The sequence below is a fragment of the Leuconostoc sp. BM2 genome (assembly GCF_002095565.1).
In the GTDB taxonomy this organism is placed as follows: domain Bacteria; phylum Bacillota; class Bacilli; order Lactobacillales; family Lactobacillaceae; genus Leuconostoc; species Leuconostoc falkenbergense.
This window is the reverse complement of the sequence record NZ_MOWQ01000009.1, coordinates 1-16,463: the sequence shown is the minus strand read 5'-3', so window position 1 is coordinate 16,463 and position 16,463 is coordinate 1. Positions and strand designations below refer to the sequence as shown.

The 16,463-nt window shown below is 39.8% G+C and carries 13 protein-coding genes, 2 pseudogenes and 2 other annotated features; all 15 genes and pseudogenes read right to left on the bottom strand.

Features of this window, described 5'->3' with window-relative positions:
• Positions 1-41 precede the first annotated feature (41 nt).
• Positions 42-1,454 carry a cell wall metabolism sensor histidine kinase WalK gene (locus BMG01_RS04360; protein ID WP_004914603.1) on the bottom strand — a complete coding sequence of 471 codons (1,413 nt, stop codon included), beginning with the start codon at positions 1,452-1,454 and terminating at the stop codon, positions 42-44.
• Positions 1,451-2,167 carry a response regulator transcription factor gene (locus BMG01_RS04355; protein WP_004914605.1) on the bottom strand — a complete coding sequence of 239 codons (717 nt, stop codon included), beginning with the start codon at positions 2,165-2,167 and terminating at the stop codon, positions 1,451-1,453. Before BMG01_RS04355 ends, BMG01_RS04360 begins: the two co-directional genes overlap by 4 nt.
• A gap of 98 nt (positions 2,168-2,265) precedes the next feature.
• Positions 2,266-2,424: a hypothetical protein gene (locus BMG01_RS11300; RefSeq protein WP_004914608.1), complete on the bottom strand. Its 159-nt coding sequence runs from the start codon at positions 2,422-2,424 to the stop codon at positions 2,266-2,268.
• Positions 2,425-2,516: 92 nt separating this feature from the next.
• Positions 2,517-4,361: an APC family permease gene (locus tag BMG01_RS04350; protein ID WP_036068595.1), complete on the bottom strand. Its 1,845-nt coding sequence runs from the start codon at positions 4,359-4,361 to the stop codon at positions 2,517-2,519.
• A gap of 117 nt (positions 4,362-4,478) precedes the next feature.
• Complete coding sequence (locus BMG01_RS04345; protein ID WP_004914613.1) at positions 4,479-5,618, bottom strand: PTS transporter subunit IIC; 1,140 nt, start codon at positions 5,616-5,618, stop codon at positions 4,479-4,481.
• 365 nt (positions 5,619-5,983) lie between these two features.
• On the bottom strand, positions 5,984-7,111 hold the full coding sequence (locus BMG01_RS04340; protein WP_004914615.1) for a 5-methyltetrahydropteroyltriglutamate--homocysteine S-methyltransferase: 1,128 nt from the start codon (positions 7,109-7,111) through the stop codon (positions 5,984-5,986).
• 216 nt (positions 7,112-7,327) lie between these two features.
• Positions 7,328-7,595: a binding site (T-box leader), on the bottom strand.
• Positions 7,596-7,642: 47 nt separating this feature from the next.
• Positions 7,643-8,119 (bottom strand): S-ribosylhomocysteine lyase, encoded by a 477-nt coding sequence (locus BMG01_RS04335; RefSeq protein WP_004914617.1) that lies wholly within the window; start codon positions 8,117-8,119, stop codon positions 7,643-7,645.
• A pseudogene (locus BMG01_RS04330) lies at positions 8,119-8,979 on the bottom strand (MetQ/NlpA family ABC transporter substrate-binding protein). The gene BMG01_RS04335 and the pseudogene BMG01_RS04330 overlap by 1 nt, the downstream one beginning before the upstream one ends.
• Before the next feature lie 22 nt (positions 8,980-9,001).
• Positions 9,002-10,123, bottom strand: a complete 1,122-nt coding sequence (locus tag BMG01_RS04325) for a vitamin B12 independent methionine synthase (RefSeq protein WP_004914620.1) — start codon at positions 10,121-10,123, stop codon at positions 9,002-9,004.
• A 20-nt stretch (positions 10,124-10,143) separates the two neighbouring features.
• Positions 10,144-11,283: pseudogene (locus tag BMG01_RS04320) on the bottom strand (PLP-dependent aspartate aminotransferase family protein).
• The gene (locus BMG01_RS04315) at positions 11,280-12,386 is read right to left on the bottom strand and encodes a PLP-dependent aspartate aminotransferase family protein (RefSeq protein ID WP_036068596.1); all 1,107 of its coding nucleotides are present in this window, start codon (positions 12,384-12,386) and stop codon (positions 11,280-11,282) included. Before BMG01_RS04315 ends, BMG01_RS04320 begins: the two are co-directional and overlap by 4 nt.
• A gap of 7 nt (positions 12,387-12,393) precedes the next feature.
• Complete coding sequence (locus BMG01_RS04310; RefSeq protein ID WP_004914626.1) at positions 12,394-13,266, bottom strand: homoserine O-succinyltransferase; 873 nt, start codon at positions 13,264-13,266, stop codon at positions 12,394-12,396.
• A gap of 67 nt (positions 13,267-13,333) precedes the next feature.
• Positions 13,334-13,631: a binding site (T-box leader), on the bottom strand.
• Between the two features lie 91 nt (positions 13,632-13,722).
• Entirely contained in the window at positions 13,723-14,439 is a 717-nt protein-coding gene (locus BMG01_RS04305) for an ABC transporter permease (protein WP_004914627.1), read from the bottom strand.
• Positions 14,439-15,182, bottom strand: coding sequence for a hypothetical protein (locus BMG01_RS04300; protein ID WP_004914629.1), 744 nt, complete (start codon positions 15,180-15,182; stop codon positions 14,439-14,441). The genes BMG01_RS04305 and BMG01_RS04300 overlap by 1 nt, the downstream gene beginning before the upstream one ends.
• 1 nt (position 15,183) lies before the next feature.
• Positions 15,184-15,945 carry an ABC transporter ATP-binding protein gene (locus BMG01_RS04295; protein WP_004914631.1) on the bottom strand — a complete coding sequence of 254 codons (762 nt, stop codon included), beginning with the start codon at positions 15,943-15,945 and terminating at the stop codon, positions 15,184-15,186.
• Between the last annotated feature and the right edge of the window lie 518 nt (positions 15,946-16,463).

Sequence of the window (16,463 nt, the reverse complement as noted above, 5' to 3'; positions counted from 1 at the left end):
TATTTTCGTCAATATCGTGTAAATATCCACTTGGTGCAAGATTAATTGGCTGTTTGTTGGTCTGGAATTGTAACTGTGATTGTTGTACCAACTTTTGGCGTCGAATCGATCGCAATATCACCATCATGCAATGTAATAATTTGTTTCACAATAGCCATACCGATGCCTGACTCGCCTTTAGTTGACATACGTGATGGATCTACTTTGTAATAACGTTCAAAAACGTTATCAACTTGTTCAGCTGTCATGCCAATCCCTGTATCTGCCACCTTAAAAATTGTCGCATTATGTTGGCGCCCCACTGAAACTTTAATCTGTCCTTTTTGTGTAAATTGAATGGCATTATTAATCAAATTAAATAATACCTGTGTGAGTCGATCCTGATCTCCAAAAACCGTGGCTTGTTGGTCACCCGAAACTGCAATAGTTGTCTCTTCATGTGCTGCCTTACTGGCTAATTGGTTACTTAAATCACTAATCATTTTATAAGCATCAATTTTTTGTTTCCGTAATACAATTTTATTAGCCCTTAACTTTTCATAATCAAGATTTTCTTCCACTAAACGAATGAGACGTTGGGTTTCTTTTTGCATCAGTGCGTAAGCGCGTGACTTCTCCTCTTCTAGAAAAACATCATAAGCTAGTCCTTCTAACAGACCAGACATAGTGGTTAGCGGTGTCCGCATTTCATGTGAGGCATTAGCCATAAACTGCTTGCGTCGTTCCTCTTGCTCAATAATTTCATCACTTTGGGCACGCAATGCTAATGATAAATTATTGATATCCCTAGCTAAATGTCCGAGTTCGTCTTTACCAGTTCGTGTTAGCTTTAGTTCATAGTTACCTTCAGTCATTTGCTCTGTTGCTTGTTGCATATCAGTAATCACGTGTGACCATCGCCATGAAATAACGGCTGCTAATGACATCGCTAGCGTTCCACCTATCACCATAGCGGCAACCATTTCTTCTAACAACATGGTTGATTGCGCACTGCGTCCTACAATTTGACGTGAAACACGGACAACGCCAAGCTTTTCCCCGCCATACATCCAGCCACGATACACTGATAACTGTTCACCCGTGCGTGTTCGCTTAATCCGCGCGTCACCAGAAAAAGTTTCCTGCCAAAGTGTTTCACTAATCTTTTTGGGCCCAGTACTACCATACACACGTTTGTGGGTTTTATTATCATAAATTGATACTTCAACACCTTGGTCAGACATGACTTTTCTAGCGGTTTTAAATGCACTGGGATCAACGTTTAATTTTTTTTCATTATCCTCTTCAGTATCAACGACCAACGAAAAAAAAGTCGTCGCATAATTATTAAGATTACTGTATGTTTGCTCATAAACAGAGTGAAACATAAACTGCGCAAATAAAAAACCAACAATGACAATCATCGTCATAAGTATGGCGAGAAAAGCAAGCATTTGTTGGTGCATAATTTTCATTCTGGTTCAACTCCTGAGTCATCGAACTTATAGCCGACTCCCCAAACGGTCTGAATGACTTGAGGACCGGCCTTTTCAATTTTTTGGCGTAACTTTTTCACATGGGCATCGACGGTACGTTCATCCCCAAAGTATTCATAATCCCAAACCATTTGCAACAGTTGAGATCTCGAAAACACTTGTCGTGGCTTAAGAGCCAATGTTTTGAGCAATTCAAATTCTTTGGGGGTCAACGCATTAACTGGCTTACCATCCAAGAATGCCTCACGTGTATTCGAATTAAGTTGGAAATGTTCTGTCGTCACATCAAATTTTTCGTGAGATGGTTGTGTATTGATAGCAGCCTTTTCCCCACGACGAGCAATAGCCTTAATACGGGCAATTAATGTAATCGGACTAAATGGTTTGGTCACATAATCATCTGCGCCCATTTCAAGTCCCAACACCTGATCTGATTCACTATCTCTGGCAGTCAGCATGATTAATGGTACGTTGTCGTTCATTTCACGTATTTTTGAAGCCACCTGCATGCCACCCAATCCCGGCAAATTGAGGTCCAATGTAATTAAATCAAATGCGAAGGGATCTTCAGCAAATAAGGCAACCGCTTGATTACCATCATAGCTGTACGTTGCTTGCCATCCTTCCTTTTTGAAAAACATGCTCATCATCTCGGATACAGATTTATTGTCTTCAATCATTAATATTTTCATCGAAATTATCCTTAATTATTATCTTATATCTAAGATTATACGTCATGATACCATTTTATGCACGTACATTCACACATGAACACCTATTTTTGTAATAATTATGATTTTTTTTGGTCAGTTTCTTCATGCTTTTGTGTTTTCACTTTTTTAACTTCACGATGATACCATCGCATAATCATGACTAAACCAACGGTTGAGATGGTCATTGCAATGACAACCCAAATAAAAAAGAGTGTCCACTTTGTTTCCATTGACATGTTTACTGCCTCCTATTAATGGTAAAAATTGTGTCTAAATTGCACATTTATGTACGTGATGTATCAGTGTATAGACACTGATACATGTCACATTACTCAGTTAAATGATAATAATATGTTGAAACAGAAATATCATCTCGTGAAGCAAATGCTGTGCGTAAACGCAGAGAATTTTGGTTATGCAAAACGTTTTGCCAAGGTTTCTTAGGCACAAATTGTGGCACCAAAACAGTGACTGAATGATTGCGCTTTTTGGCTTGCTTTGCCACTGCATCAACGAAGCTCAACGCCGGTTTGACGATGGAACGATATGACGAATGAATATCAACATATCTTACATCTGGAAAGTCCAGCTTAAATTGCGTTGAAGTTTCTAACTCTTTTTTAGGATTAACATCAAAACTGACGTGCATGGCAACAACATAATCGCCAATTGACTGTGCATAATCAATCGCCTCAGTCGTCACCTTAGTGATGTTTGAAACCAATACAATTACAGTTGCGCCATCGTAATGATGGCGAACGGCATTATCATTTTTGGCATACTGTAACCGGAGCTGTTTGCCAATACTCAAATAATGATGTTTTATTTTGAGAAAAGTAAACATCACCAACGGCATAATCAGCAAGTATGGCCAAACATGCTCAATTCTAGTTGCAAACAATGTTATCACCAAAACAGCCGAAATAAAAGCACCAACGAAGTTAATGACTGCTTTCAAAACCCAACTTTTAGGTTTTTTATGCCACCAGTGAATAATCATGCCTGATTGTGACAACGTAAACGGCACAAAGACACCAACAGCATATAGTGGAATCAAGGCATCTGTCGAACCATGAAAAATAAGCAATAAGATGATTGCCCCAAAAGACAACGACAAAATACCATTTGAATATCCCAAACGATCACCTTTATCCATATAAAGATGTGGCAAATATTTATCACGTGCCAAGTTCAACGCCAACATTGGGAAAGCTGAAAATCCAGTATTAGCCGCAACAGCTAAAATCATCGCTGTTGCTAACTGAACAATATAGAAGCCGATATTTTGTCCGCCAAAAGTCGTCATTGCAATCTGTGACAACACCGTTGAATGTGCATTAGGGCGAATGCCGTACCAATAACTTAGAAAAGTAATACCACCAAAGAATGCCGCCAGAATCAATGCCATTAAGGCTAATGTTGACGCCGCGTGCTTCTCTTTTGGCGCCTTAAAATTAGGCACAGCATTGGAAATTGCTTCAACTCCGGTTAAAGAAGATGAACCGCTTGAAAAAGCGCGCATGAACAAGACAAATGATAAACCACTAAAGCTAGTCCCAATTTTAGCAGCAGCATGATAAGGCAACTGACCAGTAACTGCTTGAAAAACACCCCAAGCAATCATAATCGCCAAAACCGTTATAAAAAAATAGACTGGAATCATTAAGAAATTAGCACTCTCGCGAAGACCTCGCAGATTCATACCAGTTAAAAGTAAGACAACGATAATCGACAATGGCACCGTAAATGGTAAAATCGCTGGCACGGCAGCCGTAATCGCATCTGCTGCCGCCGAAGCTGAAACGGCCACCGTTAGCATATAGTCAACTAACAGTGAACCACCAGCTACTAAACCTGCTTTGGACCCCCAATTTTCACTCGCAACGGCATACGCACCGCCACCCGATGGGTAAGCGTGAATGATTTGACGATAACTCATCACAATAGCCGCTAACAAGACCAAAACAAGTAATGCGATTGGCACCTGAAGCCACAATGCAACTGCGCCCGCAGCCAATAAGGCTGTTGTAATTGACTCTGTTCCATAGGCAACTGATGATAAAGCATCTGATGAAAGTAATGCCAAGGCTTTGGTCTTGGACAAAGATTGTCCACCCTCGTCCAACGTTTTCAATGGCTTGCCAATCAAGATGCGTTTGATATTTTGAAACATATCATAATCTCTCAATACATTTATTTATTACTCAACATATTCTACGCTATTTTTATATATTAAAAAAGCCGTCAATATGACGACTTTGTAACAAAAGACGAACGTAATTAATTACTGTTAAACAACTTCAAGGTGCAAATCATTTTGCTTCGTGTGTCCTGTTTTACGTAAGAAATAATAAAATGCTAATGACGCAACAACTGGTACAACAATGCCAAAGACTGCCACTAACAACAATCCACGTGGATCGCTTGACGCTAAGGCGATGGGTGCGATAAAGCCATTCAACCCTAAACCAGCAATGGCAAATGGTACTTTCAATCCAAAGACACCAACAGCTACCATCGCAGAAACGCCAGCAATCAAAGCTGGACCAAACATCAATAGTGGACTCTTAAGCAAGTTTGGAAATTGCACTTTTGGTGTGACAATTGTTTGTGCAAAATTGGCACCCAAATCATTTTGCTTCCAACCCATTGCAGTATAAACAACAAATCCTGCAGTAGTACCGATCAAAGCAGCACCACCCGATAGTGGATCAAGCATGACAGCAATTGCCAATGCCGCCGAAGAAGCAGGTGTCATCAAAAATAGGAACCAAACAACTGATACGACAAACGCACCCAAGAATGGATTGATTTTCATTGTTGAAGCAAGTGATTCTGATACCCAGTTCAAGAATGGCGTTGTCACAGATGCAGTAGCCAAACCAAAGAATGTTCCCGCCAATACTGCACCAAATGGTACTAACATCATGTCCAAAGGTGTTTTACCTGTCAACCAGTTACCGACAAGCACTGCCATTAAAGCAGCCAACACCGCAGAAATAGGTTGTCCAGAAGTCATTACTAGTGAACCAGCGGCCTGATCGGCAGCCCATCCCGTAGCTGTATGAGTAGCAGGTGCAACTGCCGACGTAAAGTAAACTGCGTTAGATCCAACAGTGGCTGCAATTAAAGCAGCACCAGTTGTGAGCAAATTTGAACGCATCGCAATTGCGATACCTACACCCAAAGCAGGTGCCAACATTTTTTGACCCATCAATCCAGCCTGTACTAATGGTGTGAAATGGAATGCGTTACCAAGCGATGCCATTAATAATCCCATACCCAACACAGCAAGAATTGCATGTGAAATGCCTTGTGAGACGTCATAGACGACTTCTCGAGTCGTTCGTGGCGTGGCTTTGCGGTCACTTAATTTTTCAGTTTTGTCAGTCGCATTTGATGATTGCGTTTTTGATAGTGTTGCGTCCATAATAATTCCCCTTCGGGCCCGTTGCCCTTGCTCCATTTTTACTCATAAGCTGCGCATCTTATGAAAAAACTCTAAGAAAAAAGGAGCGCTAGATATACTAGCGCTCCTTTAAGTTATACGAATCTAGTCGACAACTTCACGCCAGCCTTTTTATCAAAGGCCAGCATCACAAAGTGAACCAACCTTGAAGTCAAATAATAATGACGACAATGTTGATTTGAATGCTTTGTGTGAAGTTGTTTACACTGAGACGTTGCATGTAACATTTTTCCTTTAAGTTAATAAAATCATTATGACACCATTGTTTTAAAATGTCAATAGTCTAATTTAAAAAAGATAAATTTAATTTTTAGGCAATAAACTACTTATCCCCAAACTTCATCTAAAATTTCTTTTACCAATTGTAGCTTAGCCCATTGTTGTGCATCAGTCAAAATGTTGCCTTCTTCGGTTGAAGCAAAACCACACTGCGTTGATAACCAAAGGCGATCCAATGGCAAATATTTGGTTGCCTCGTGTATTCTAGCAATGATTGTCGCCTTGTCTTCAAGTTCACCTGTTTTGGTGGTGATTAGTCCCAATACGACTTGCTTATCACCAGACACTTTTGCCAACGGTTCAAAACCACCAGCACGTTCCGAGTCATATTCTAAGAAATAATTAGTGACGTTTTCTTGACCAAATAATTGATCTGCTACATCATCGTAACCACCACTTGTTGCCCAGTCAGAGTGATAATTACCACGACAAACGTGTGTATTAATGGTTAAATCGTCAGGTAAATCAGCAATCGCCCCATTGTTCAAATCAAGATATAACTTTTTCAAATCATTGATATCAAAACCAGTTGCAGCATAAACATCCTTAAACTTTGGATCAACTAGTAATCCCCAAGTACAGTCGTCAAGTTGAATGGTGCGCGCCCCAGCATCGTACAAAGCTAATATTTCTTCATGATAAACACGTTTAATATCATCAAACAAAGCTTCATCACTATCATAATACTTAGCAATACGTTCCACGTTCACACCACGACTCAGCTCACCATAGAATTGTGATGGTGAGGGAATCGTAATTTTAGCCGCCACACCAGCTTCATCTGCCAAAGCTTTGACGAATTTAAAATGTTGAATAAATGGATGCGTCTCTGCATTAAACCCTAACTTACCAGTCAAACGAGCTGAATCATCACGTGTTTCTTCATGTGCAAAGAAATAGCCCTCACCGTAGTTAAAACGTTCGACACCTTCAAATCCCCAAAAATTATCCAAGTGCCAATACGAGCGACGGAACTCACCATCTGTGACGACGTCTAAACCTGCCTCAACTTCTTTGTTCACTAGTTCTGTGATTGCCGAATTTTCGACACCTTCGAGTTCTTCAGCAGTTATATTTCCAGCGGCGAATGATTGTCGCGCCTGCTTTAATGCTTCTGGTCGTAGAAATGAACCAACATGTTGGAATCCAATTTTTTGTAATTTTTGTGTTGTCATTATTATTCTCCTGTTGTTATCATGCAATATTTTTCAACTTCAAATTGTCAATTATTTACCCACTCATTTGGGCACCACTTCCTCGTAAAAACACGGCCGTTGCAACTTTGTCTGCATATAAATACTGTATTTTTTGGTATCTAATTGTCATCGCAACTTCCTTTCAAAATGCGCTAGTCATCTAACCATCAAAAAACCGCAGTCTAAAATAATAGACTGCGGGACGACTTATCGTGTTACCACCCGGTGTTTATGTGCTGCTCACGCGAGCACACCTCAACATCAATCATTAATTGTTGAAATACAATTAAGAATTGGCGCGGCTATAACGGGCGCACCCGGACACTGCTTGCGTTCATACCTAATGACCACTCACATTATCAATCACTCCAAGACCATATTCGAATTTTCTCACAATTCACTCTCACCAAACGTGAACTCTCTTTATGTGATAGAATACTACTTATCTTTTCTACGTTAGAAATAATATATCTTATTTTAATTAGTTTGTCAACTTATTTTCATTTAATTCTAAACAACTTTGCGTTCAAAAGCATCACTTGAAATGCCTTGTGCCAAAATAATTTTAGCCCATTCTTTAGCAGAATGAAGGCTATGATCTTTAAAGTTACCACAGCTTTCAATTTCAGCAGCTGGTATTTCGGTTACTTCGTCACTGACAATTTTTTCCAAAACTTTTTTGAATACCTTAGCTAATGTTTCAGAATCATAGTTCACCCATGAAATAACATGGAAGCCGGTACGGCAACCAAATGGTGAAATATCAATAATGCCATCAATTTCATCACGTACTAGACCTGCAAAAAGATGCTCTAAAGTATGTAATCCACCGGTTTCAATGGCTGTTTCGTTAGGTTGCGTGAGGCGCAAATCATAGTTAGTAATACTGCCACCATTGGGACCGGCTTGTGTTTCAATCACACGCACATAAGGCGCTTTAACTTTTGTATGATCTAAGGTAAAACTTTCAACAACTGTTTCTGACATTATTTCACTCCTTTAAAATACGATAGTGGTTTGACCACTTCTGTTTTTGTACCGTGATACTTGTCGGTGATGTATTTTTGCGATGCCTAATCACGGTATAATGTTAACAACTTTTGATACGTTTTATTGTCTTTATTTTTAGCTGCTGTTGCCAAAATATTGACGTTAGCGCGGGTGTGATTATTGATATGTTCGTAATAAATCGCATCTTTTAAAACATTTAATCCTGCAGCTTGTGAAACCGAATTAGATATCAATACAGCATCAACGCCATTGTCATGTAGTAGCCGCCCACCAGTTGTATCATCAATTTCTTTAAATTTAAAATGGTGCGAGTTAGCCGTTACTTTTTCCAAACCATCTAGAGCCCCAAAGTCAGATGCAATCTTAATCAAACCAGCATCAGCTAATAATTTTAGACCGCGCGCCTCATCTGCTTGATCCTTGGCAATCGCAATCGTTGCCCCATCCGGAATATCTTTTACCGATTTATATTTACTAGAATAAATACCCAATGGTTCCAGATAAGTTGTCCCAATGGCAACTAGTTTTCCATCTTTACTGTCTTGATTAAATGCTTGAAAGTAGCTATATGACTGAAAAGCGTTAACATCTACTTGCCCCTCCGCTGTTGCTTTGTTAAGCGTTAAACCATCTGTAAATTCTTTGACTTTGATGTTTAATTTTAAGCGTTTGGCAGCGTCGCTTTTTGCTAAATGGCGCCAAATATCGGCGTCACTGGTGACAGAACCAATTGTAATGGTGTTAGTTGATGCCTTTTTTGAGGCGTTTGCATATGTCACACCACCCACAATAATGACCAAAACGACCAAGATCACAAACCAAGTTTTTTTGCCCATACCATCTCCTTATTTAGTCTAATTAAGCTAATTCAGCATCCGCAATACGCTTAACCAAGTCAAGTTTGCGCCACTGATCAGGAATTGTCAAAATATTTCCTTCTTCGGTGGACGAAAAACCACATTGTGTTGACAATGCTAATTGTTTTTTGGGCACAAAGGTTGCGGCTTCATTAATTCGCGCCACCACATCATCAACATTTTCTAGATCCGCAGATTTAGACGTCAACAAACCCAGCACAATTTCCACATTGTCTCGTCCGTTATAAATCGTCGTCAGTGGTTCAAAATCACCGGAACGATCGTTATCATATTCCAAGAAAAAAGCGTCATAGTTTAGTTGACCCAAATATTTCGCCACTGGTTCATAGCCGCCCTCAAACAAATAAGTTGATTTAAAGTTACCGCGACAAATGTGCGTCGACAATTTAAGGTCCTCTGGCAACCCAGCTAATGCCTTGTTGATCACATAGACATCATCTTCAGCTGTCTTCACAAATTGTGCATGTTGCTCAGGGTTTTCTGCACTCGCATTAAGTTGTGCGATTAAATACGCCCAAGTTGTATCATCGAGTTGAATATAACGTGCACCCAAATCATAAAAATGTTGCAATGTGTCATGATAGGCTTGTGCCAAATCATCTAAAAAGGCTTCCCATGTATCATAATACTTTGACCACAAATCAGAACGGTGATCACGATTGATGATTAAACTAGGTGATGGAATCGTTTGTTTAGGTTCCACACCGTCTGGCACGATTGATTTCAAATATTGAAAATCTTTAAAGAATGGATGATCCAAATTAGCATGAACCTTACCATTGATACGTACGTTAGTAGACCGCGTTTTTTCACCATGAAATTTGTATGAATCTTCTTGATCATAAAATTCAAAACCACCCAATTGACCTAAGAAATCCAAATGCCACCATGAACGATTAAATTCACCGTCCGTCACTGCCAATAGACCAGCTTCTACTTGCTTAGCCACTAACTTTTTGATTTCTGCCTGTTGTACCTCACGCAATGCATCAGCTGTGATTTCACCATCAGCGTACTGTTCACGTGCCTCTTTCAAGTTATTAGGACGTAAATACGAACCCACTTGGTCAAAATGATAGTTTAATTTTCCTGCAGTTGTCATGTTTTCTCTCCTTCTTATGTTCAAATTGTTGCTAATCCAGCGTCTAAATCACTAATTAAATCAGCCATATCCTCTAATCCCACTGAAAATCTCAGTAATCCAGGACTTATACCAGTCTTTATCAATTCTGTTTGATTGAGTTCAGCGTGGCTCATTTTAGGTGGATAACTGATGATACTTTCCACAGCTCCCAAACTGACTGAGAATGCGGGTATTTTAAGTGCGGAAACGAGTCGTCTGGCATTGGCTTCACTACCAACATCAAAACTCAATACAGCGCCACCATTTTTTGCTTGTGCTAAGTGAACATCGTGCCCGGGATGTGTTGCCAGGCCGGGATATAGTACGTTCACGATTTTAGGATGTTGTGCTAAATGTTCAGCAATTTCTTGTGCAGAATGAGCAGCATGCGACATTCGAACACCTAATGTTTTGATGCCTCGTAATAATAACCATGTATCCAAAACACCAAGGGTTGCACCAACAGCATTTTGAATAAAGTAAATCTTATCAGCTAATTGCTGGTCATTGACCGCGACTGCTCCTGCCAAAATATCTGAATGTCCTGCCAAAAATTTGGTTGCTGAGTGGACAACGATATCTACGCCTAAATCTAATGGCTTTTGCAGAAATGGTGACATAAATGTATTATCAGCAATTGTGATTAACCCGTGTGCTTTAGCAATGGCTACTACTGCTTTAATATCCGTAATATGCAAAATGGGATTGGATGGCGTTTCAATATACAGCGCTTTGGTTTCTGGCGTAATAGCCGCTTCAATAGCCGATTCATCAGCAAAATCGACAAAGTTATGTGTAATCCCCCAACGTGGTAAAATTTCTTCCAACACGCGGAATGTTCCACCGTATACATGCTGACTTACAACTAAATGATCCCCAGCCGATAAGGTAAATAACACACTGCTGATTGCTGCCATCCCAGTGCTAAACAAATAACCATATTGACCATGCTCTAGTGTTGCAATAGCTTGTTCGCCTGCCTCGCGCGTTGGATTGCCGGATCGTGCGTAGTCATATTCACCAAACTGATCAAATTATGGTTGATCAAATGTCGAACTTAATTGAATAGGCGTGTTAATCGCGCCAGATATAGGATCGTGCACAGTTGCTGCTTGAATAATATCTGTCCATTCGCTCATTGCCTTGCCCCCTGTATTGCATTTACCAAATCATCTAAAATATCATGCTTTTCCTCAAGACCTGCACTGACACGCACAAGATGATCCGTAATTCCGAGTTTTTCTCGTTGTTCTGCTGTCATATCATGATGTGTTTGAACAGATGGTATTGTAATCAACGTTTCAGGCCCACCTAGACTTTCAGCAAATGAACAAATATTTAGCCCTTGCAAAAAACGATCAACATCATAATCCTCTGACAAATAAAAGCTCACCATACCGCCTAATCCTGCATACAAAACACGTTCTACCCCTGAAACATTAGCTAATTTTTCAGCTAGGAAATGGCCATTTTCATTATGCCTTGCCATTCTCAAATGTAAGGTCTTCAAGCTTCTTAACAATAACCAAGCACTAAACGAATCTAGCACCTGCCCACGTGTGACTAATGTATCTTCAATTTTTTGGGCCAAATCATCTCGCCCAGCAACGACAACACCAGCTAAAATATCATTATGCCCGCCTAAATACTTTGTAGCAGAATGAACGACAATATCAGCGCCGAGTAGTATCGGGTTTTGGAAAATAGGCGTTAGAAATGTGTTGTCTACCGCGACTAATATATCCGGACGCACCGCTTTGACCGTTTCACATAACCAATGAATATCAATGACTTTCATAGTCGGATTGGAAGGTGTCTCAATCCAAATTAACTTGGTCTCTGGTTTAATGAGTCTCAAAATGTCATCCCCATCGGTCCAGTCGTCATAGGTCACACCACTCTGGTCAACTAAACTATCAAAGTAACGGTATGTCCCCCCATACAAATCATCTGACGTAATAAAATGATCACCATTTCTAATTAAAGCAGCAAACACTAAGTCAATTGCTGCCATGCCGGAACTTGTAGCAAATGCTTGCCGGCCATGCTCTAACTCGGCTAATTGTTCTTCCAAAATACTTCTGGTTGGTGTATTCATTCGGGCGTAGTCAAATCCTGTTGATTCTCCTAAACCCGGATGCCGATAAGCCGTTGAAAAATACAGTGGACTAACAACTGCTCCTGTTTTAATATCGTCGGTGCCATTACCACCTTGTGCTAATAAAGTGTCTATATTTGTCATAAGTTTCTCAATTCAATGCTGATATTAGGTTAATTGCTGTTATTTTGTGCGTGTTTGCCACAATCAGTTGACCCCGATTTTTAAAAAATTGGTTTGCCGTTTGTTGCCAACTGTTGACTGGATAGCCATCGACAAAATAATTTTCCGGTGCAAGTATCGTGTTATCAATTACTAAGTCGCGTTCATATTCATCGGCCAACGTTGTTGTATCATATTCTAGATGACCGGTAATATACGTCGAGTTCACCCCTTCGTCTCGGAGAATAAACGCACCCAATTCGTTATCGTCAGCTACTTTTAGACGTCGTGGTACGCCTAATGCCGGTACAGTAAAGTATCGCGATTGCGGCATTTTCAGCACTTCTAACCCAAAAGATAATTTACTTCGCGTTACATGGCTAGGTCGATAAACCCCTGACACTTTGTTTTTAATCGCTTTGACTGGAAAATTTCTTTCAGCATAACCTGCCGCATAAGTCGCCCAACAAGCAAACAAACTTTCCGTAACACTCGTTTTTCGCCACTGCAACAAATGCTGAAATTCTTCCCAATAGTCTATTTGCTCAAACTTGATTTGATCAACAGGCGCGCCAGTTACGATCAACCCATCATATTGTTGGTGCCAAATATCCTCTAATGTCAAATAATTATCAGCAACTTCAATTGCACTATGACGCAAATTATGAGTGGCTGGTACCGCAAACGTAACACGTACGTTGATCGATAGTAAGTTTAACAGCCGGACAAATTGTTTTTCTGTTTGTAAGCGATTGGGCATCAGATTAACTAATAGAATCGTTATTGTTGGTTGTAGTAATTTGTATGAACCAATCATCGTCTGCTGCTGTTTTAATAAACCATTTTCTAAAATAACACTCATAACTTACCTCCTTAATTTGACAATTTAGCAAAATAACACAAAAAAACCGCAATCTATTAATAATAGATTGCGGGACGTTAAAAACGTGTTACCACCCGGTGTTCATGTAGGTTCTCGCACCCACACCTCCAAACGTACGCCGCTACTCTTTCGTCGAGAACATCTGTGAAAGTCTTTGGTAATACGTTGTCTGGTAACGGGTGACACCCGATTTCAACTTACTGCGTTGCACATATGAGTGGACGCTTGCTCGTATCCGTGAAAACTCCAAGACCATTTTCCCAGAATCAACCTTATCTGCTTTCACCAACGACAGACTCTCTTTTTAAGGCATTTTATGGTACTTATCTCTTCAACGTTTATGTTGCTTTTAACTATAACTTTATATCCACAGAATGTCAACAGTTTTGTCATAATTAAATTTAAAAATATCACAATAACCACATAAAAATTATATCACTGAATCATGGCATACCGTTTAACACGTTTAATTTGATAATGATACATGGTGATTCCTATCAGTAACCAGATTCCTGCGACAACACTATCAAGGAATAGACTCCCTGATCCAGTTAGAAACCATTGCATTGTCTGTGAAAATGGTAAGCACTGCGTGAGAAAGTCTAACCATTTAGGATAAAGTGATACTGGTACAATAACACCACTGAGTAAAATAAGAACAGTCCCTAAAATGTTTGCCGTCAAATAAGGATCGTCGTGCTGCCACGACACTATAACCGAAACAAAAGCAATGATACTACCATAAAGCAGGAGCAGTGGTAGCACCAGAACAGCTCGACTCAACCATGACACATCTCGCGTCACAATTGTCACTAAAAATAGGGTAATGATTACCTGCCCTAACGCAACAATCCAGACTGCACTAAATTTACTAGTCCAATATTTTACTGAATAAGGTGATACTACCGCCATCTCCAAGGCAACTCCGTGAACCTGATCGTTAACAAAAAGCGATGATAAACTGCCTAGTAGTGTGCCAACAGCTGTCATTAAGCTGATGGCCACCACTGACTTAATAGCCGAGATTGAACTAAATTGGGCACGCAATAATCCAACCATTAGGATTTCGAGAACAGGTGCAATCACAAAACTAACAACAAACGTTCGCCAATTTCTGAAATAAGGTAATGAAAGCAAGTCTATTTTTAACATTAGACCACCACCATATCACCAGTAACACGTAGTCGTTGTAAAGATATTTTCAACAGAAAATGTGCCAAAAATAGCCATACTAGACTGAGTATCAACATTTGTAACACATCAAAACCAGTAACCAATTTAGGTTGTAAAATCAGTTTCACAGGCGTTGCCATAGGTAAAAACAACCGTAACACTTCAACTACCATTTGATAGCGTTGGGGAACAGTGTAGATACCAGCCCCAATCAAAATCGGTACTAATAAAAGGCTTTCATACAACATGGCATTTGGTGTTAATACAAATAAGCCAGCTACCACAAAATCTAGTAATATGACGCTTAACCATAGCGTTATAACACCCAACCCTAGCATCCAACTAATACCTGTGGTATTAATGCCCAACACCAAACTCACAAGCCAAGCAACAGGAAATGCTAACAAACCAAAACACGCTGCTGGGATTATCAGAGTCGCCAAACTCACCGCTTCTCCTTTGCTGGTATCAAGAACGTAAGCCAGAGTACCTTGCGCACGTTGGTATGGTATAACACCTGCTGCAGATGTACCAGCCGCCCAAGTACCAATAATACCTGCTCGCAACCAAATCGTTTGGTTGCCCAAATCATGAACAGCGTTTGCAGCGACATATTGCATCAATACGTAGCCAATCGTAGTCACAAAAACAATCGTACGAAAATAGCTGTTTTGAGCAAACAACTTCAAATGAAACCAAGTCAGCGTCATAAAGTCAATCATGTTAACGCCTCAATTCTGGCGCAAGCGCCAAGTAGGACTCTTCAAGCGTTGCTGGCCGATCAACTTTGGTAACACCTGATAAGGCAACCACACTTGCCACCGTCCCATCATGAAGAATTTTACCTCCGCCGATTAGCAAAACACGATCTGCTAAATCCTCAACCTCAGTCATTGTATGACTTGTCAGCAAAATTGTTTTACCTTGATCTGCTAATCCGCGTACCAAGCGCCGTATTTCATGAGAGATTTCCACATCCAACCCGCTGGTTGGTTCGTCAAGCAAAATAACATTCGTGGCCTTCAATAAAGCACGAGCGATGTGCATTCTCTGTCGCATGCCACGCGAAAATTGTGCTAACTTTTTGTCACTAACATTGGCGAGCTCAACATTTCGTAGTGCTTGATATATGCGACTACGTCTTTCGCGACGTGGAATGCCAAACAATGTTGCAAAAAAGTTCAAATTATCATAGGCTGTCGCCCGTGCATAAAAGCCTAATTCACCACCAAAAACCGTAGCAATATTGGTAGCCATCAATTTTTGATGGGTTAATATGTTCACACCATCCACCAATACATCACCACTTGTTGGTGTCAGATAACCAGAAATCATTTTAACAGTAGTCGTTTTACCAGCACCATTTGGCCCTAGTAACGCCACTATTTGACCTGATTCGATCTTAAAAGAAACATCATCAACGGCCACAAATTCACTTACCTCGTTAAATGTTCTTCTTAAGTGACGTACCTCAATTGTTGTCATGACGTACCTCCACCAAGCAAGAAACATGATATTGTTTTATTCTATTCAATTTTTTATCCTTGTACTCTAAATAAGTAGGTCAACGTATCGAACAACCTACATGCAATCTAGTGCACAATTTTGAAAGTTATGCTTGCAGAAATTGTGCACACTCAACATCAAAATTATTATTCATAGCAATCATTGCGCTACCTCCAAACACGGGTTAGGCGATGACAAATATCATCGCAGCCAGTTTAAAAACGTTTTTATATCAAATGATATCACGTTTTTATTATACAGTTATGAGATTACATGTCAATAAAATTATAATCATCCACCTTATTCATCCCCGAAAAATGTGCTATAATGCTGACAAGTATTAGAAAGACAAACTATGTTAAAAGTCAAAAAAAACAACTAAATGTAGAATAATAATTTGGTTGAACGACAAATAAACGTTTTAAATTACTATTTTAAAACGTTCCCATGGTTTGTTAATTAAGAGGTGAAATTATGAGTTATATGAGCTTAGATTC